17 protein-coding genes and 2 pseudogenes are annotated in these 16,684 nt (G+C 70.3%); 8 read left to right on the plus strand and 11 right to left on the minus strand.

Going from position 1 to position 16,684, the window contains the following annotated elements:
• Positions 1-1,138: DciA family protein (locus ACFYWQ_RS43330; protein WP_389526334.1), on the minus strand; the 1,138-nt coding region annotated here is incomplete at its 3' end.
• 330 nt (positions 1,139-1,468) lie between these two features.
• Here ACFYWQ_RS43330 and ACFYWQ_RS43335 point away from each other — a divergent pair.
• Positions 1,469-2,516: pseudogene (locus ACFYWQ_RS43335) on the plus strand (NAD(P)H-dependent glycerol-3-phosphate dehydrogenase).
• A 3-nt stretch (positions 2,517-2,519) separates the two neighbouring features.
• Here ACFYWQ_RS43335 and ACFYWQ_RS43340 read toward each other — a convergent pair.
• The 3 genes from ACFYWQ_RS43340 to ACFYWQ_RS43350 form a co-directional block, all read right to left on the minus strand.
• Positions 2,520-3,620, minus strand: a complete 1,101-nt coding sequence (locus ACFYWQ_RS43340; protein ID WP_389526336.1) for a phosphotransferase enzyme family protein — start codon at positions 3,618-3,620, stop codon at positions 2,520-2,522.
• A 518-nt stretch (positions 3,621-4,138) separates the two neighbouring features.
• Positions 4,139-5,746: an ISL3 family transposase gene (locus ACFYWQ_RS43345; RefSeq protein ID WP_389526339.1), complete on the minus strand. Its 1,608-nt coding sequence runs from the start codon at positions 5,744-5,746 to the stop codon at positions 4,139-4,141.
• Positions 5,747-6,131: 385 nt separating this feature from the next.
• Complete coding sequence (locus ACFYWQ_RS43350; protein ID WP_389526342.1) at positions 6,132-6,962, minus strand: class I SAM-dependent methyltransferase; 831 nt, start codon at positions 6,960-6,962, stop codon at positions 6,132-6,134.
• 73 nt (positions 6,963-7,035) lie between these two features.
• Here ACFYWQ_RS43350 and ACFYWQ_RS43355 point away from each other — a divergent pair, with 73 nt between their 5' ends.
• A complete protein-coding gene (locus ACFYWQ_RS43355) occupies positions 7,036-7,623 on the plus strand; it encodes a TetR/AcrR family transcriptional regulator (protein WP_389526345.1) in 588 nt (195 codons plus the stop codon).
• A 213-nt stretch (positions 7,624-7,836) separates the two neighbouring features.
• Here the strand turns inward: ACFYWQ_RS43355 and ACFYWQ_RS43360 are convergent, their stop codons facing one another.
• Entirely contained in the window at positions 7,837-8,805 is a 969-nt protein-coding gene (locus ACFYWQ_RS43360) for an ABC transporter ATP-binding protein (RefSeq protein WP_389526347.1), read from the minus strand.
• A gap of 854 nt (positions 8,806-9,659) precedes the next feature.
• Here ACFYWQ_RS43360 and ACFYWQ_RS43365 point away from each other — a divergent pair.
• Positions 9,660-10,262: a hypothetical protein gene (locus ACFYWQ_RS43365; protein WP_389526350.1), complete on the plus strand. Its 603-nt coding sequence runs from the start codon at positions 9,660-9,662 to the stop codon at positions 10,260-10,262.
• Positions 10,263-10,526: 264 nt separating this feature from the next.
• Here the strand turns inward: ACFYWQ_RS43365 and ACFYWQ_RS43370 are convergent, their stop codons facing one another.
• Positions 10,527-11,687, minus strand: a complete 1,161-nt coding sequence (locus ACFYWQ_RS43370; RefSeq protein ID WP_389526353.1) for a pyridoxal phosphate-dependent aminotransferase — start codon at positions 11,685-11,687, stop codon at positions 10,527-10,529.
• Between the two features lie 96 nt (positions 11,688-11,783).
• Between ACFYWQ_RS43370 and ACFYWQ_RS43375 the strand changes: the two genes are divergently transcribed.
• Both ACFYWQ_RS43375 and ACFYWQ_RS43380 read left to right on the plus strand, forming a co-directional pair.
• Entirely contained in the window at positions 11,784-12,302 is a 519-nt protein-coding gene (locus ACFYWQ_RS43375) for a helix-turn-helix domain-containing protein (protein WP_389526356.1), read from the plus strand.
• A 244-nt stretch (positions 12,303-12,546) separates the two neighbouring features.
• Entirely contained in the window at positions 12,547-13,173 is a 627-nt protein-coding gene (locus tag ACFYWQ_RS43380; protein WP_389526359.1) for an HD domain-containing protein, read from the plus strand.
• A gap of 119 nt (positions 13,174-13,292) precedes the next feature.
• Here the strand turns inward: ACFYWQ_RS43380 and ACFYWQ_RS43385 are convergent, their stop codons facing one another.
• Positions 13,293-13,595 carry an NIPSNAP family protein gene (locus ACFYWQ_RS43385; RefSeq protein ID WP_389526362.1) on the minus strand — a complete coding sequence of 101 codons (303 nt, stop codon included), beginning with the start codon at positions 13,593-13,595 and terminating at the stop codon, positions 13,293-13,295.
• 266 nt (positions 13,596-13,861) lie between these two features.
• Between ACFYWQ_RS43385 and ACFYWQ_RS43390 the strand changes: the two genes are divergently transcribed.
• Together ACFYWQ_RS43390 and ACFYWQ_RS43395 are read left to right on the plus strand one after the other, a co-directional pair.
• On the plus strand, positions 13,862-14,059 hold the full coding sequence (locus tag ACFYWQ_RS43390; protein WP_389526365.1) for a hypothetical protein: 198 nt from the start codon (positions 13,862-13,864) through the stop codon (positions 14,057-14,059).
• A 73-nt stretch (positions 14,060-14,132) separates the two neighbouring features.
• A complete protein-coding gene (locus tag ACFYWQ_RS43395) occupies positions 14,133-14,435 on the plus strand; it encodes a hypothetical protein (protein WP_389526379.1) in 303 nt (100 codons plus the stop codon).
• Positions 14,436-14,740: 305 nt separating this feature from the next.
• Here ACFYWQ_RS43395 and ACFYWQ_RS43400 read toward each other — a convergent pair whose 3' ends face one another.
• Positions 14,741-14,998: a hypothetical protein gene (locus ACFYWQ_RS43400; RefSeq protein WP_389526367.1), complete on the minus strand. Its 258-nt coding sequence runs from the start codon at positions 14,996-14,998 to the stop codon at positions 14,741-14,743.
• Positions 14,999-15,132: 134 nt separating this feature from the next.
• Complete coding sequence (locus ACFYWQ_RS43405; RefSeq protein WP_389526370.1) at positions 15,133-15,300, minus strand: LysR substrate-binding domain-containing protein; 168 nt, start codon at positions 15,298-15,300, stop codon at positions 15,133-15,135.
• A 17-nt stretch (positions 15,301-15,317) separates the two neighbouring features.
• Between ACFYWQ_RS43405 and ACFYWQ_RS43410 the strand changes: the two genes are divergently transcribed.
• On the plus strand, positions 15,318-15,533 hold the full coding sequence (locus ACFYWQ_RS43410) for a hypothetical protein (RefSeq protein WP_389526373.1): 216 nt from the start codon (positions 15,318-15,320) through the stop codon (positions 15,531-15,533).
• A 383-nt stretch (positions 15,534-15,916) separates the two neighbouring features.
• On the opposite strand, the pseudogene ACFYWQ_RS43415 reads toward ACFYWQ_RS43410, so the two are convergent.
• A pseudogene (locus tag ACFYWQ_RS43415) lies at positions 15,917-16,060 on the minus strand (Tn3 family transposase); the annotation flags it as partial.
• A gap of 192 nt (positions 16,061-16,252) precedes the next feature.
• Entirely contained in the window at positions 16,253-16,588 is a 336-nt protein-coding gene (locus ACFYWQ_RS43420) for an EthD domain-containing protein (protein WP_389526376.1), read from the minus strand.
• Positions 16,589-16,684: the final 96 nt, after the last annotated feature.

Below are 16,684 nucleotides of genomic sequence, written 5' to 3' on the forward strand. Positions count from 1 at the left end.
GAAACTGCTGTGCTTCTGGAGAACCCGGTCGACGGCGAGGCCCCGGAGCAGGACGCCCGCTGGCCGCGGCCCCGGCGGTGACCATCGACGTGCCGACCTGCTCGCCGAGCACCTGCAAGACACGGCGAATCATCGTGCCCTCGGCCCCGTTCATCCTAACGACCATCCGCTTGAGCGGCCCCAACTCACTTGTACCATCCCCGCCGGCGCGGGGAGCAACTCGGCGTCGGCAAGACCTGCTGGGGCGCGGGGGAGCAGAGCCCCTGAGCCGACGGCCCTGGTCCGGAGGAGGGACCACCCCCGCGGGCGCGGGGAGCAGGCTTTCACGTCGACTCGGGAAGGCTCGGCAGTGGGACCATCCCCGCACGCGCGGGGATGGTCCCACGCCGTTCAGGAAGGCCGCACTCCTGCTTCGCGGCCCCAATGCCTGTGATCGGACGCGGTCGATACCAACTGCCGCAGCGTCCGACAGCCCGCGCTGGCGGGCGGCACGTTCCCTGCGGGCCCGGCGCAGCGCGGCGGCCTCGGTCGCCGCGGCCTGGCGGCGGCGCCGCGCGCGGGCCCGCTCGATCAGGGCCAGTTCGTCGTCCGGCGCGGTCTCGGTCTCGGGGAACGCACGGTGGCTGAGCTCACGCATCGCGGCGGTCTGCCGCTCGATTGCCTGCGCGATGTCCGGGTCCGCCAGGGAAGGCGGGTCGGCCTGACGGTGTGCGGCGAGCGCGCGGCGCAGCCGTCCGAGGCGGTCTCCCGAGTACGCAGCGACCGGCGGGCACGGCCGTGGGCTTCGGGTCGACGTGACCGGCTCGGGCCCCGGCACCGCGCCGGGCGCCAGGATCCGCAGGGCGCGGACGACCGTCCGGCCCGCCGAGGCGTTGGCTGCCGCGATGATCCGGGTCTGCTCCAGCCGGGCCTTCGTCGCCCAGGCCGACGACTCCGGGCACACGGCCAGCCGGCCGGAGTCGACGTCGTACGACACGGCGGCGACGTGCCCGGCGAGTTCGGGGGCGATGGCCGCCCACCGTTCCCGCAGCGTCGCGCCGGCGGCCGGGAGCTCCCACGCGCGCTCGGTGACCAGCGCGCCGATCGCAGCCCCGAGGCCCATCGGCTCGCGCCCGTCCCGGCGCACCGTACGGATCACCCGCGGCTTCGCTCCCTCACGGCGGCACTCGGTGCTGCCTGCAGTGCCTTCGCTCTGCTGCTCGCCGTACCTGGTTCTCCGTGGCAGCAGACCGTCAACCGGCTTCGCTCCGGTCGGCGGCGGATTCGTTCGGCACGTCCGGCAGGCGGCCTTGGGGCGAGCGCTTCACCGGACACGAACCGGTGGCCTTCCACCTGTTCGCCCCCGGCTGCCCGGTCCATGCACGTCGTCTGCCACCGGCTGGAGCGGCCGGGCCCGCCCCGGGCGCTACGATGACGGCGCCCGGATGCTGCACCGTGGGCGGGCCCGCGCACAGAGGAGGACCCCGCAGTGACTCAGCAGCGTTCCGTCCGTGCTGCGGTGCTTTCGGCCGGGTCCTGGGGCACCGCCATCGCCAAAATCCTGGCCGACGCCGGCAACACCGTCGTCCTGCACGCCCGCCGGACGGAGATCGCCGACGGCATCAACGTCGCCCACCGCAACCCCTGCTACTTCCCCGACATCGAGCTGCCCGCCACGGTCACCGCGACGACCGACCCGGCCACCGCGCTGCACCAAGCAGACCTCCTCGTGCTCTCCATCCCGGCACAGACCCTGCGTGCCAACCTCTCCGCCTGGGCCCCGCACATCGCACCGGACACGGTGATCGTGTCGCTGATGAAGGGCATCGAGCAGGGCACCGGGCTGCGAGCCAGCCAGATCATCACCGAGGCCACCGGCGTGCCCGCAGAGCGGGTCGCGGTGCTCTCGGGCCCGAACCTCGCCCAGGAGATCATGGCCGGGCAGCCGGCCGCCGCCACCATCGCCTGCCCCGACGAGCACGCCGCCCAGCTCGTCCAACGGGCCTGCCACACCGGCTACTTCCGCCCCTACACCAGCACCGACGTGACCGGCTGCGAGCTCGGCGGCGCCATGAAGAACGTCATCGCCCTCGGGGTCGGCATCGCCTCCGGCATGGGCCTGCGCGACAACGCCGCCGCCATGCTCATCACCCGCGGCCTGGCCGAGACCACCCGACTCGGCCGCGCCCTGGGCGCCGAGGCGCTCACCTTCTCCGGCCTGGCCGGCCTCGGGGATCTGGTGGCCACCTGCTCCTCCCCGCTCTCCCGCAACCGCACCTTCGGCACCCACCTCGGCCCGGGGCCTGAGCGTCGCGGAGGCGACGGCCGCCACCCGGCAGACCACCGAGGGCGTCAAGTCCGCCGAAGCGATCCTCGCCCTGGCCTGCGCCCACGGCCTCGAGATGCCCATCACGGAAGTCATCGCCGACCTGCTGCACGAGAAGGTGACCCTCAACGAAGCCACCGCCGCCCTGATGCAGCGGCCCGCCAAGCCCGAGGTCACCACACCCGCGCGCACCGCCAGCGGCACTGGCTGACATTCAGGCTCGGGCCGACTGTCGGGGACGCAGGTGACGACGACCGTTTCGGCCTGCTATCCGAGAGTGCCCAGGTAGGGGCGTCCCTTCAGGTATGCCTGCATGTTCGCCAGGATGTCGGCGATACGGCGCGGCCCCCAGGAGCGGACGTCGGCGTTCACGGGGGGCCGCGGTGGTGACGAAGTTCAGGATCTGGACATCCCGCAGGAGGAGGTAGGACTCCAGGAGGCGGGAGAAGTCGGTGGGCAGGGGGCGCACCTGGGTGTAGCCGTCCAGGTAGCCGCGGGCGAATCCCTCGTAGCCGCCGGGTTCGGTGTGGGCGATGCGGTGGACGGAGGACAGGACGGTGGCGATGTCGAGGAGGTAATGGCCGGTGCCGCAGTCGTCGAAGTCGATGATGCCGACGCCGCCGTCGGGCAGGGCGATCATGTTTTCGCGGTGTAGGTCGCCGTGGATCCGGCCCCGGTCGTTCGGGCCGCCTTCGGCGAGGGCCGGGGTGATCAGGTCGGTGATCTTGCGCAGTGCGGCGGTGCCGGCAGCGCCGAGCTGGTCGCGGGAGCCCGGGCCGGTGAGGGCGTGGCCGTGGTGGAGGATCGTCTGCGCGTCCCAGACCGGCCGGTCGAAGTCGGGCAGGTGCACGGTGGCCGCGTGCTCGTGCAGGCAGGCGGTGGCGGCGCCCATCTTCTGTGCGACGCCCGGCTGCCGGTAGGGGGGCTCTGCCGTGCCGGGGAGCCAGTGCAGCAGGGAGAGGGTGGCCGGCTCGTCGTGGTCGGGGACCTCGACAGGGACGACGTAGTGGCCGCTGGTGGTGGTGACGGGATCGGGAACGGCGACGGTGTGTGTGGAGGCCAGGCTTTCCAGCCATCGCATCTCGCTGCGCTGCTGGTGGGCGGGACGTCCGTCGCGGATGGACAGGCGGGCGACGAAGGAGTTGTCGCGGTCCGGCGGGGTGATCCGCCAGACCGCGTTGTCCTCGTACTGCTGGACCTCCACTGCCGCGGCGGCGCCGTCGAGTCCGTAGTGCTCGGTCAGCGCGGCCCTCGTCAGTCGCTCGAGCAGGTCGAGCTGTGCGGCATGGGAGAGGTCGTGGGAAAACGTGGGCACAGGTTTCCTTGGTGATCGGCTGGGGGTGCAGGCTGTGATGGGGTGTCCCGGTTCCATGGATCCAGGCCGCGGATGGCGGCGGTGCAGAGTTCGGCGAGGCACTGCCGGCGACTGGTGGCCCGGGCGGCTGCTGCGGGGCGCCGTAGGCGTACTGGCCCTTCTCGCCCTTGATGCGGCGGCCGCGGCGGAGCTTGGCCACGGCCATGCCGTGGCACCAACTGGGCTCGATCTTGATGATGATCGTTGAAAACGGCTCTGGCCGCAGTTCCGTGACGGCCTACGTCCTCATGACGAGTGCTGATGCTTATGCAGGGCTGCACTAGCCCGGAAGCGGAGCCGTCCGCAGCGGTCCTTGTCTTCGTCGGTTGCGTCGTCTGCGCAACAGCAGTGGTGTGCCAGCCACCGTAAGTCCTCCGGGTCGAGCCATAGAGCGATACGGCCTTGTGCGGCCTCGGCTTGCGGATCCGTGGGTTGTGGCGACTTCATGGGTCCTGACTGTATGCCCTGCTCTCGGAGCCTCATGGCTGGGTGAGGACGCGGGTCCGCAGGAGTTCGAATGAGGCCCGGCCGTACATGGCTCGCTTGAGGGTTTTCACCCGGTTCACGTGTCCTTCGACGACGCCGGAGCCCCAGGGGAGGGTGAGTCCGGCGGTGACGGCGTCGAGGTCCTGGCGGAGGAAGCCGGCGAATCCCTTCAAGGGCTTCGGTGCGTCTTGCTCTGCCTGGCGGATCCACTCCAGCAGTAGGTATCCGCGCTGGTGGCGGACCATGTCGGCGAACGCCCGGGCGAGGTCGCAGGCACGGGTGATGTCTGGGCAGGCGAGCCGGATTTGAAGGAGTCGCTCGTCCTGGCTCTCGGTGAGCGTCTCCCGGGCTCGCATGATCCACGAGGTGATCTTGCGAGGGCTGGGTATGTCGGCCCGGACAGGTTCGGCGGTGCCGGCGCGGAGGGCGGCGAGGTGTTTGCGGACGACCTGGCGGCTGCCGCGGTAGCCGCGGGCCTTGATCTCCAGGAACAGTTGGGTGCCGCTGACCTGGCCTTGGGCTTCGGTGAAGCGGGCGTTGAGGTGTGCCTTGAACGGCTCCAGGACGCCGTTGGGGCGGCGCTCGCGGGCGGAGGCCAGTAGCTCGTCGAGGTCGGTGTCGCGGAAGCGGCGCACGGTCTTGCGGTCGAGGTTGAGGCGGCGGGCGATGGCGCTGATGGTCCAGCGTTTCTCCAGCAGGCGGTGGATGTCCTCGTGGCGGTGGCGGGTGCGTTCGATGATCTGGGTGCGGGGCAGTTCCGCGGGCGGTAACAGCATCGGGGGCGGCTCCGGCACCTCGGTCACCGTCTCCTTCTCGGCACGTTTGCGCAGGCAGTCGCGGTGCTGGTGACAGGTCTTCTCCACGGCAGCGGACAAGTTCTGCAACAGGTGCCATCGGTCGGCCACTTCCAGGGCGTGAGGGGCGGCTTCCTTGACTGCCTTGGTGTAAGCGGTGGCCCGGTCCCGGCAGATGATCTCGGCGCCGGGATGCGCGGTGAGCCAGGCCGCGAACGTCTCCGAGGTGCGGTCGGGCAGCACGTCCACGACCCGGCCGGCCTCGACGTCAACCAGCACGGTGCCGTAGGTGCAGCCCTTGCGGAAGGCGAACTCGTCCACCCCCAGCACCCGCGGCGCACGGTCCGGCACCGTGGGCGCCGTCAACAGCCTGAGCAGCCGGGTCCGGCCCGCGACCAGCCGCAGGCGGCGGCACAACCGGGCGGCCGGACGTCCGCCGAGCTCGATCGCGATCGACCGCAGCCAGCCTGTCAGCCCGGTGCTGGAGCGACGGTGCCGCTCGGACAGGCCCGGCACCTGCTCGACGAACGTCTTGCGGGAACAACTCTGCCGGTCACAGAAGTACCGGCGGACCCGCAACCGGACTATCACCCGTCGAGAGCCCAACGGCCTTTCATCCAGGACGCGTTGGTACGAGCTGTGTCTACGCCTCGCTTGTTCCCGGCAGTCCGGGCACCGGCCCGGGCGAGCGGTGGACACCGCATCCACCACCAGCACATCGGTGGAGTCGCTGACGCGCTCCACTCGCACATCGATCCCGGGAAACAGCACAGCCTCGACCGTCTTGCTTGCCACGCCAGGAAACACTCTGCCGAAACGATCCCTCGTTCCCCTCGCTGACCTGGGGATTCACGGAACTGCGGCCAGAGCCTTGAAAACGGCCACTGCCGCTCGTCGCTTCAGTCGCTCCACCCTTCAAAGGAGTGGGGAGGTTCCGTGAGCGTGGGGCCGAGCCCGTTATGGCTCTTCGCTGGGTGAGCGCGCCAGTTGTGGGCCCGGCACCAGCTGAGTACCGTCGATTCGCCTCGGCGCGCGACGGGTGAGCGCGCGCCGCTGCCGCTGGATGCCTGAGGCCCGCGCCAAGTAGCCAGAGAACCCTCCCCGCGTGCGAATCCTCTTTCCTGTCTCCCCGGGGGGCGTCGCCGAGCTCATCAGTCTGCTCGCGCGCGGTGACGCCCGATGGTTGCGGCGGTCAGGCCGTGTTGGAGCGTGTCGAGGTGATCACGACGGATGTGTAGGGCATGGTGGCGTGGCCGCCGAGCCTGTCGATCGCGGTCCCGGCACTGTCCAGGACCTCCGCCATTTTGTCTGCGGGGAGTTGGGTGAGGCCGCCGAAGGTGGGGAGCTGGTCGAGCCACTCCTCTCGGGGGTAGGTGCGCTCCCAGGCGAAGCGCCACTGTTCCGGCTCGCTGAAGCTGCCGGTCTGCCGGATCCCGTCGGCGATTTTCGCGAACAGTGGCTGGTATGCGTCCACGGCCGATCCTCTCAGCAGGACGGGATTGAACGGCGAATCGGGGGCGATCCGTTGGAGAGCTTCGGCGAGGGCGTCGATCACCTCGGCCGGGAGCTGGAGGACGTGGTGGAAGGGAGCGAGCCGGCCGCCGGGCCGGAGCACCTGGGCCGCCTTGGCCGCGCCGGCGACGGGGTCCACCCAGTGCCAGGCGGTGCCGGCGATGACCGCGTCGAACTGCCGCCCGGCCGGCTGCCAGTCCTCGAACCTGGCGACCTCGACCTCGACACGGCTGCGTCGCGCGAAGGCGGCCATCCGCTCGTCGGGCTCGACACCGAGCACCGTGCAGCCGGCCGCCTGGAACTGCCGGGCCTCGATACCGGTCCCGGCTCCGACGTCGAGGACGTGCCGACCCGGGCTTGCCGCGACGATCCTGTCCACCAGGGCCTGGGGATACGGCGGTCGGGCGCGGTCGTAGCGCTCGGCATCCACGCCGAACGACTCGGCTGTCTGCCGGTGGCGGTGGGGCTCGGGCCCGGACTTGTCCGGCTGTCCCTGCGATAAAGTGGGCATGCGCCCACACTAATGGGCGGTTGCCCACTTGTTAAGGCGGGGCGGCGCGGAAAGGGAGACGATGCCGTCAGGGGTGCACATCCACAACGTGCGCGGCCAGTTGTTCGAGGCCGCCGAGCGCGTCCTGCTCCGGGACGGGCCCGGCGCGTTGACCAGCCGGGCGGTCACGGAGGAGGCGAACTGTGCCAAGGGCGTGCTGCACCGGCACTTCACCGACTTCGACGCTTTCCTAGCGGAACTGGTCCTCGACCGAGCCCGCGGCATCGAGGACCGAACCACGACTCTGCGTGCCGCCGCCGGCACCGGTAGCGTGGTGGACAACCTCGCCGACGCGCTGCAGGACCTGTTCGGGCCGGTCACGGTGGCAATCGTCGCGCTCATCACCTTCCGCGACGGCCTCCGCGCCCGGCTGCGCGAGGCCGGTCTGACCGGCATTCCACTGGCTGCGCAAGGCGCCGCCATGATCGCCGCCTATCTCACTGCCGAGCGGGAGTCGGGGCGCCTGACCGGTGACGCCGACATCGACACACTCGCGCCCACCCTCGTCGGGGCCGGGCACCTGCTGTTCGCCGACCGGACAAGCCCCCCGCCGCAGACCACCGCCGTCCGCAAGATGGTGACCACCGTCATCACCGGCGCCCTGCGACCACCCCAGTCGTGACCTGAGCGCCCAGGTCGCACATCGCCCCGCCCCCGCCTCTGCCCCCGCAGAGAGGGCTGCCCGCAAGCCAAGGGCCCAGACGTCTGGGGAGATCCAGTGAGCAAGTATGGGTTCGCCCCGAGCAAGGGGTGGTCGGTTTTCAAGGAGCGCCATCAATATGGCACCCGCTCGCTGGTGCCTGAGATCTGGATGACGTCGCCAGTGGTGCGCCGGTCAGTCCTCGCTGCCGTCCTGGAGCCGGTGGAGTTCGGCGAACAGGCCGCCGGGCCGGGCCAGCAGCTCGCGGTAGCTGCCGGACTCGACGATGCGGCCGTCGGCCATCACGACGATGCGGTCGGCAACGCGTGCGTTGGCGAGCCGGTGCGTGATCACCAGTGCGGTGCGCCCTGCCGCCAGCTCGCGGAACCGGTCGAAGACCCGGCGCTCGGCGCGGGCGTCGAGTGCGGCAGTCGGTTCGTCCAGGATGTGCACGGCGGCGTCCGCGTGGAAGGAGCGGGCGAGCGCGATGCGCTGCCACTGGCCTCCGGACAGGTCGTGCCCGCCCCACCAGGAGCGTGCGAGGGAGGTGTCCAAGCCTGCGGGAAGTCCGTCGAGGACGTGGTCGGCTCCGCCGGCGCGGGCGGCCTCCAGCACTGCGGCGTCGCCGCGCCGGCTGGGTGTGCCGAGGGTGATGTTCTCGCGGGCGGTCAGCGGCCAGCGGGTGTACTCCTGCGGCGTCATCGCCACCCGCCGCCACACGTCGGCGGGCGAGGCCTCGGCCAGGTTCACCCCGTCCCAGGTCACCTCGCCGGCATCCGGCAGATAGAGGCCGGTCAGCAGGTGCACGAGGGTTGTCTTGCCCGAGCCGTTCTCCCCGACGACGGCGACGATCTCGCCGCGCTTGAGGTCCAGGTCGACCTGGTCGACCGCCGGCCGGTCGCTGCCCGGGTAGGCGAAGGTGACGCCCGGCCCGTCGTCCGGCAGCGGGCGGGCACCGCGGTGGGTTCGGTGCCGGTCCGCCTCGTCGAGGAACGCTGCCCAGTCGTCCAGGTAGAGGCCGGTGCGGAAGACCCGTGCTGCGGCCCGGGTGAGCGTGGTGAGTGCTGCTGTCGCGGTGCGCAGCGCGAACAGCGCCGTGCCCGCGGCCGTCTCGGTGCCGGCGGCGGCCTGCTCGCGCAGCTGCTCCAGAGGCTGAGGCTTCACCTCTGGCGGCAGCTGCGATGAACAGAAGCGGGCGGGCGTCTCCCCACCCCGGCCGGTGGGCGGCCACCAGTACCTCCGGCGTTGTCGGTGGCGGGAGATACCGTCAGTCAGTTGGGCGCCCGGCATGTGGCAGGGCGCCGACCGGAGGCGGATCTCGTCTCCAGTACGGCTGGAGGTTGCATGGCCCTGGACAGACGCCGAGTGCAGACCGCAGTGATCGGCCACGCCGGTTCCGAGCTCCCTGTGGTCCTTCCGATGGAAGCGATAGAGCTCGACGACTTCCGGGCCCACCACGCCGGCCAGACCTACTGGTGCGGCGTCTGGCTGGGTGGGTGCGGGCACCAGCTCTTCACCAAGCTGTACACCGATCGCGCCTGCCACTTCGCTCACGGGCCGGATCCCGAGCACACCTCCACCTGTGCCCGGAAGGTGGCTGGGGTCTCCAGCGCGGACCACCTGTACATCAGGCAGGGGCTGCTGGCCTGGATGGCGGAGCAGGACGTCACCGCCACGGCCACCATCCCGCGCGAGGCGGACGGTTCGATCGGCCGGGAAGTGCTCTTCGCCCCCGCTGGTCACACCGGCCTGCGGGTCCTGCTCTCCGAGTCCGCCGGCTCACCCGCACCGGGGGGAGAGGACTCCGCCCAGCTGATGCTCGGCCGCGAGATGGCGTCCGACCCAGACGTGCTGCCGCGGCAGGGATACGTCAACCGCATCCAGCTCATCCCGGACGGGACCCGCCGCCGGATCCAGGTCGGAACCGAACGCCATGGCGGCACCACCGAGTGGTTCGACCTGCACGAGGTGGAGTTCACCGACGCGGGACTGCCCCCCCGGCGGTCGAAGAAGTCCGCGTGCTGCGGACCACGCGGCGGCCCATCGGCGTGCAGGTGCCCAAGGCCACGCCGCAGCGGCCCCGGCCGACCGTACGGGCGACCATCGACGAGACACACGACTTTCCCTCGCCGGACCGTGCGGACGTCATGGCGGCCCTCGCGCAGGCGGTCGGTGACGGGCGCAGCCGCACGGAGATCCGCCGCTGGCTGAACCGGGCGGAAGAGGTGGCCCGCGGCGGGGCAACCGCCGAAGAGAACGACCTGATCAGGGCGGCAGTAGACGCGCTGCTGAGGCTGGAACGGGCGGTCGGCCTGCCCAAACCACGCGAACCGGCCTTTCAGGAGCGCAAGGCCCTGCAGAGGGTCCAGCGACTGCTGGGCAACCTCGCGGAGGGGAAACGCCTCGGGTTTCCGATCATCACACCTCCCCAGCGCCGCCAGCTCGCCCAGGCTGCGGAACAGGCTTCCGCCTGGCTCACCGACGCCCAGCGCTCCCAGGCCCAGGTGGGTGCTTCCCCCGGGATCCGGTTGGCTTCGTGCTGCCGGAATCGGGCGGGCTGGTGGAGACTGCGGATCCGGGCCGGCCGTACGCGCTGCTGGACGCGGACGGGGCCGTGGTGAAACCGGTTGACGCGTTCTTCCTCTCCGTCGGCACCTGCGCCCGCGCCTGCGGCACCGCCTGCATCCACGAGCACGCGTGTGTGCGCGCTGCTCGCTGCCGCGGCCGGACCCGGCACAGTGCTCTGGCTCGGCGATCCCCTGGCGGCTGCCAGCTGATCACAACATCACACAGGGCCTGACACCGCCCGTTGTTCGTCCGTGAGATCGCCCCGCGTCATGAACCGTGATCATTCACCGCTCAAGATCCACTTTCGCTCACACAGCCTAGCCGAAGGCGGCTACGAAGCGGTCCCGCAGCCCGTCGAGGCGTTCGACGGGCTCGTTGGCGAAGACCAGCCGCAGGTGGTGGCCGCCGTGTGGGCCCCAGCCGGTCATGGGGGTTGCTGCCACCTTCGCGTGCCGGAAGAGCCGTTCGGACGCCTCGGCCGGAGTGAGGCCCAGCGCGGTGGTGTCGATGAGCAACGACCAGCCGCCGTGCGGCCGTATGCACGGATAGTCGGCCAGCTCCGACAGGATCAGGTCGCAGCGTCGCCGCCAGGTACGGGTGGCCGCGGCCACGTCGGCGTCCGCATCCGGGGCGTCGAGAGCAGCAGCCACCGCCTGCTGGGCGATGCCGACGGGAGTCACCACATTGGCCATGCCGACCAAAGCGACGTCGGCCATGATGCGCGGCGGACCGACGACCCAGCCGACCCGCCAGCCGATGAGCCGCAGCTCCTTGGATGCGGAGCCCACCGTGATGGTGTGCTGGGCCAGTTGGGGATGGGTAGCGGGGTGCTCCGGGGCCTGTCCGTCGAAACGGATGCGCTCCATGGCCGCGTCGTGGATCACCCAGCAGCCGTGCTCGGCCACCGCCGGGGCCAAAGCGTCCCAGTGTGCGTATCCGAGCAGATCACCGGTGGGCATCGCGGGGGACATCGCCAGGACTGCCGCCGTCTCCGGCCCTACCGCGGCGGCCAGTTCGGCCGGGTCGGTGCGCCAGCCGGTGGGCGTCGGGCGGCATGGCACGTGTCTCGGGACGCCGCCGGCGAGGCGGACTCTGTTGACGAGGCCGGCATAGACCGGGTCACCGATCACCACCTCCTGCCCCGGCTCGACGGTGGCCAGCAGTGCGTTGAGGACGCCGTTGAGGCCCCCGGCGACGATCGCGCAGCCTGCCGCCGGGTCGTAGTCGCGGCCGGCGATCCGGCCGACATGGGCGGCGGCAGCCTCACGTAGGCCGCGCCGGCCGTGGAAGGGCAGATAGCTGTTCGCGGCGTCGTCATCGATCGCCCGCCGCGTCACGTCTAGGGCGATCCGAGGCGGCCGCAGGTCGGTGTCGAGATTCTCGAGCCGCAGCATGTCGGGGTCGTGGGCTGCGTCGGCGGCATCTCCCACGATGTCGACTCCGATTCCGGGGATGTGCTGCAGGCGCGACACGGTCACGGGGCCTCCCTTTCGTTCCATAAACAGAACGTTCTGTATATGGAATACTAGGTATGCGGCCCGAGACGGTCAATGACCTCGTGGAGAGCGGGAAACATGGAGCTGGCTCAGCAGGTGGGTAGCCGGCTGCGTGAGCTACGCGTGGAACGCAACCTCTCGCTGTCCGCGCTGGCGCGCCGGTCCGGTGTCGGCAAGGGCACGCTCTCCGAGCTGGAAGCCGGGCGCCGCAACGCCACACTGGAGACCCTCTACGCGCTCACGACCGCGTTGGGTACCCCCCTCACTGCCGTACTCGGGCCCGACCCGGCGCGAGCGCCGCTGTCAGGCCGCGCCGTGGACGCGGTTCTCGTCGAACGGTACGAGGATCCAGCCGCCATCACCGAGATCTACCGCATACGCATCCGGACCGGCGCCGTCCAGGAATCGGATGCCCACCCCCCAGGCACCGAGGAGCACCTCATCGTCCTGTCCGGCACCGCCCGCGTCGGCGCGGCCTCGGCCCCGGTCGAGGCAGGTCCGGGCGAACACGCTCACTGGCCTGCCGACGTCCCGCATGTGTATGCCGCGGTGTCCGGCGACGTCGAAGCCATCCTCACCGTGCGCTACCTGGCCTGAGGCAAACGTCCTGCGCCGCTCATCGCAATGGCGCGGCGGGCCGAGCCTTCGGAAGCCGGGCAAGGCCCTGCCCTGATCAGAGTCGCCTCGCATCCCCTTCAGTGCAGCATCCACAGCTCACTGAGCGGTGTGCATCGTGAAGTTGCAGGTCGCGGATCTGGTGTGCGGAGGTTCGGGATGCTTGTGCTGGTCGCGGTGGGATGACTTCGGCGAAGATCGTCGGTCACCGGGCATACTCGGCGGCATGACCGTTCACAGAACCCGCGGAGCCCAGGCCATACCTGCCGCCCCGGAGACGGCGGCCTGCGCCGCCGCCCTCGAAGTCGCCACTGCTTACTGCTCCCCCGCGCTGTTGAACCACTCGGTGCGTTCTTATGTGTGGGCCTCTGCGTATGCCGCGCAGCGCGGCATCGAGCACGACGCCGAGCTGCTGTACGTGGCCGCGCTGCTCCACGACATCGGCCTCGTGGCGGCGTTCGACAGCCACACGGTCGACTTCGACGTGGCAGGCGGGCATGTGGCCTGGGTGTTCGCGGCGGGCGCCGGGTGGCAGGCGGAGCGCCGACAGCGGCTGTCGGAGGTCATCGTCCGGCACATGTGGGACGCGGTGGACGTGCGGGAGGACCCCGAGGGCCATCTGCTGGAGAGGGCCACCGGCGTGGATATCTCGGGGCGGAACCTGGAGGATTTCACCGCCGGATTCCAGGCGGAGGTGCTGGCCCGGTATCCGCGCGCGGGACTTCGGGACGAGTTCCTGGCCTCTTTCCACGACCAGGCCGCCCGCAAGCCGCAGAGCTCGCCGGCCGCGTCGGTCCGGGGTGGCCTTGCCGAACGTGTCCGGGCGAACCCGCTGGACCGCCCGGTCGGCTGATCCGCCGGGCGCGATCCGGCAGGCGGGGAGGGCTGAGATCATAGGTCCGCTGACCGTGAGCGTCGTGGGCTCAGCCCCCCGTGAATGAATGACTGTGACCAGCTCCGTAGCCGCGGAACCTAGTCGAGCGGACGGAGGAAGCGGCGTTCGTACCGCCGGATGCACTTGGTCCGGCGGGCCAGATCGACGGCTTCCTGACACTCAGGATCACGCGCACTGGCTTGCCGGTACTGCTCGTATGCCGCAAGGCTCGGGAACGAGAAGAGTGCGTACGCGATGTCGCTGTCGCCCTCGCTGGGCAGGAAGTAGCCGTGATGCGTGCCCCCGAACCGGTTGACGAGAGACACCCACCGACGGCCGTACTCCTCGAAGTCCTCGATTCGATCGGGATCGATCTCGTATCTCAAATGAACGCTGATCATGCAACGACATGATGCCGGAGCTACAGCTCCCAGCAGAGAGCAGGGCGCGACGCGGAACACCTGCGATCCGCGCAACGTGAAGTTCGCAGGTCAGGGGTCTGGCGTGAGGGACGGGCGGAATGCACGTGCCGGTCGTCGGCGGGTGTCCACGGTGAAGATCGTCTGACATGCCGACGGAGCCGTTGTCGGGTGCTGCGCCAAGGACCGTGCCGCTCTTACGACCTCACCGGGTCGGCACGGCGGAATGTCGCGGGGAGGGCGTGGGCATGCAGGCGCTGGAGCGGATCACGGATCGCTGGGGTGAACCGGACGCGGGCGCCGAGGAGTTGACCAAGCGGGTGCAGGAGGTCCAGGCCGAGCGGGAGGAACTGGTGATCGCCGAGCGGGTACTGAACCGGCTGGCCGAGCAGGACGCGACGAGGCGGAGGACACCGCGGCCGTCACCCCCACTCCTTCCCAGGTGACGGGGCCGGCGGTCCTGACGACAAGGGTCGACTGCTGCGGGTCTCGGCAGCCCGGCCCGGACGCACCTCGGAGATCACCGCTTACCGCCCCGACCGGCTCACGCAGCGGCTGCGGACGGCCGGCCATGGGGCCATCGACGACCTGGGATTCGTCGGCCTCGACGACAGCAGTCCCCACGCCGACCCGGCGGTGATCACCGGTCACAAGGCTGCCGGGAAACGGCCCCTGACGCGGGGCCAGAAGCCGTATGACAAGGCGCTGTCGGCCGTGAGGGCGCCGGTCGAGCACGGCTTCGCCCACCTGGAGAACCGGCGCATCTCAACAAGGTCCGCACCGACCCGACGTGGGCGAACACCCTGGTCAGGGACCTGCTGACCCTCACGAACCGCGAAGTGTCCCGGTGACCGACGATCTTCGCCGAAGTCATCCCACCGCGACCAGCACGAACATCCCGAACCCCACGCGCACCAGGTCCGTGACCTGCAACATCACCATGCACACCGCTCATTGGTGTGAACCAGGCTATGACTCGGCGGCCCGGGCTGCACCTGACGTCTCTCGGGCAGCCGCATGGCCTCCCGCGGGGAGGAGTCGGGAGGCGCGGCGGGCCCTGCCGCCCGGGGGAAGACCGGCCGCGGGGAACATCGGTACAGCGGTTGACGCCAAGCCGGCGATCTTGGTCAGGCCGGGGTTCCGAGAGCGGTGACGCGGTTCGCGTACTCGCGGCGGGCCTTGCGCTGTGCCGGGATCGCCGCGACGTTGTCGAGCGGCTGGCAGCGGTCGAGGAGTTGGCGGTGTACCGCCGGGACGGTGCTGACGCGCAGGGTGTAGCCCTGGCCTGGTCTTACGGTCACGACCTGGTCGAGCACGGCGGGCTCGGCGGGCTCGGCGGGCTCGGCGGGCTCCAGGTTGGCGTGGCTGTCGAACGCGCGGCGCAATGTCCGTGACTACGAGGCCCGCCCCGAACACTCCGAGGCGATGCTCACCCTCGCGGCCGTTACGCTGACGACCCGCCGCCTCCCCCGGCAGCCCCTCCACCCGACCCGCGACCCAAGTTCAGGCGCAGGCAGGATCAGCTCTGCTGGTGCAGGGCTTCGATGTAGGCGTTGAGCGCTGGTGAGGTTTGGGACTGTTGGCGGATCACGGCGTAGAGCCGTCGGGTCAGGCTGGTACCGGCGATGTCGCGAATGGCCAGGCGCGGGTCTGCGGCTGGCAGGGTCAGGTCGGGCAGCAGGGTCACTGCGCCTGCCGTTCGGGGTGCTCAGCTACATCGAGCCGGTGCTGTTGGTGCTGGTTTCCCTGACGTTCCTGGGCGAGCCGTGGCAGTCGGCCGACACCTTCGTCTATATCCCGATCTGCGCCGGGCTCGTTCTTCTCGCGTTTGAATCGGCAGCACTCGCGCTTGAATCGGCAGCAAAAGAACCCGCCGCGCCGAAGCAGCCCGCCCCTCAGGTCGACAGCGCACGCCCGTGACCCAGCGGCTGCGGGCCGAGACCGAGGGTGCCGCGTAACCGCTCGTTCGGGTGACGGCCGGTTGGTCCTGGCCCGTGAACCCGGTGGAAGACTGCGGGCCGTGTCTGGGTTCGCGAGAGATCCGAGTACTACGGCGACCGGCTGGTGTACGAGCCGCTGGAGCGGAAGTGGGCCGGGACCACGCCCGGCACTGCGGCTGCGGTCGGGACTGGCTCGAAGCCCACGCGGTCCCGGCCGGGTTCACGGTGTTCCCCCGGGGCCAGACCGGCTGCTGCGGGCTCGTCGGGCCCGGCCTGACCGAGGGCGTGGACGAGGAGAGGCTGACGGCCGACGCGCTGTGGGAGGCGGTGACCGGCAAGCCCGCCACCCAGACCTGGTACGAGTCCGTGCACGTCACCGTTACGGTGCTTGAGCGGGAAGAGCCGGGCGATGTCCTCGTCCCGGATCTCGTGGCCCTCGGCCTTCAGCTGGGCGACGGCGGCGTCGATGTAGCGGGTCGTCCAGAGCACGATGGCGTTGAGGACCAGCACGCGTGTCACCAACCTCCCGGGACAACACAGCTAGGCCGTTGTTCGGATCACCTGATCGTTGGTCCGGGTGTGCCGTTGGCTGATGCGCTGTGGGCCCGGGACATGACGATGTGACGGACGTGGACATCAACGTGTTCGCGCGGGTCGGCCGCAGAAGCTGAGCCCGTATACGTCCGTCGAGTCCGTCCGTCAGATGACCTCCTTCTCCTCGGTGACCATCACGGCTACCGAGTCCATGTCGATGAAGCGTGCTTCGTCGGGGTTGACCAGCGTCCGGTAGTTCTCGGAGGAGAAGAAGGCGTCGTGGTCCTCCCAGTCCTCGAACCAGATCTCCGTCAGGCCGTCGTAGGCCCGGGGCGGGTAGTTCTCGGCGGGAACCGGGTGGGACACGGTGTATTTGCGCACGTAGCGCTCCGCCTCCGGGATCGAGGTGAAGAGCGGCGCGTGCCGGTCCCGGTGGTGCTCGACGAAACGCTCGTACGACATTCCCTCGACGCGGTTGATCATGAAAATGAGCTTCAGCATGGAGTTAACCTAAAAGCTCACATCAATGTCAGGGGCAAGTGAGTCATGAGCATGTGAGGAGTTCGACATGCGGATCGGTGAACTGTCCGCCCGGAC

The organism is Streptomyces sp. NPDC003247 (assembly GCF_042888135.1).
Taxonomy (GTDB): Bacteria; Actinomycetota; Actinomycetes; order Streptomycetales; family Streptomycetaceae; genus Streptomyces.

Bases quoted from the DNA above. Each gene is read 5' to 3' on its own strand.
- ACFYWQ_RS43390 (WP_389526365.1), top strand. From the start codon at position 13,862: ATGCAGGCGCTGGAGCGGATCACGGATCGCTGGGGTGAACCGGACGCG.
- ACFYWQ_RS43385 (WP_389526362.1), bottom strand. From the start codon at position 13,595: ATGATCAGCGTTCATTTGAGATACGAGATCGATCCCGATCGAATCGAG.
- ACFYWQ_RS43420 (WP_389526376.1), bottom strand. From the start codon at position 16,588: ATGCTGAAGCTCATTTTCATGATCAACCGCGTCGAGGGAATGTCGTAC.
- ACFYWQ_RS43375 (WP_389526356.1), top strand. From the start codon at position 11,784: ATGGAGCTGGCTCAGCAGGTGGGTAGCCGGCTGCGTGAGCTACGCGTG.
- ACFYWQ_RS43380 (WP_389526359.1), top strand. From the start codon at position 12,547: ATGACCGTTCACAGAACCCGCGGAGCCCAGGCCATACCTGCCGCCCCG.
- ACFYWQ_RS43350 (WP_389526342.1), bottom strand. From the start codon at position 6,962: ATGCCCACTTTATCGCAGGGACAGCCGGACAAGTCCGGGCCCGAGCCC.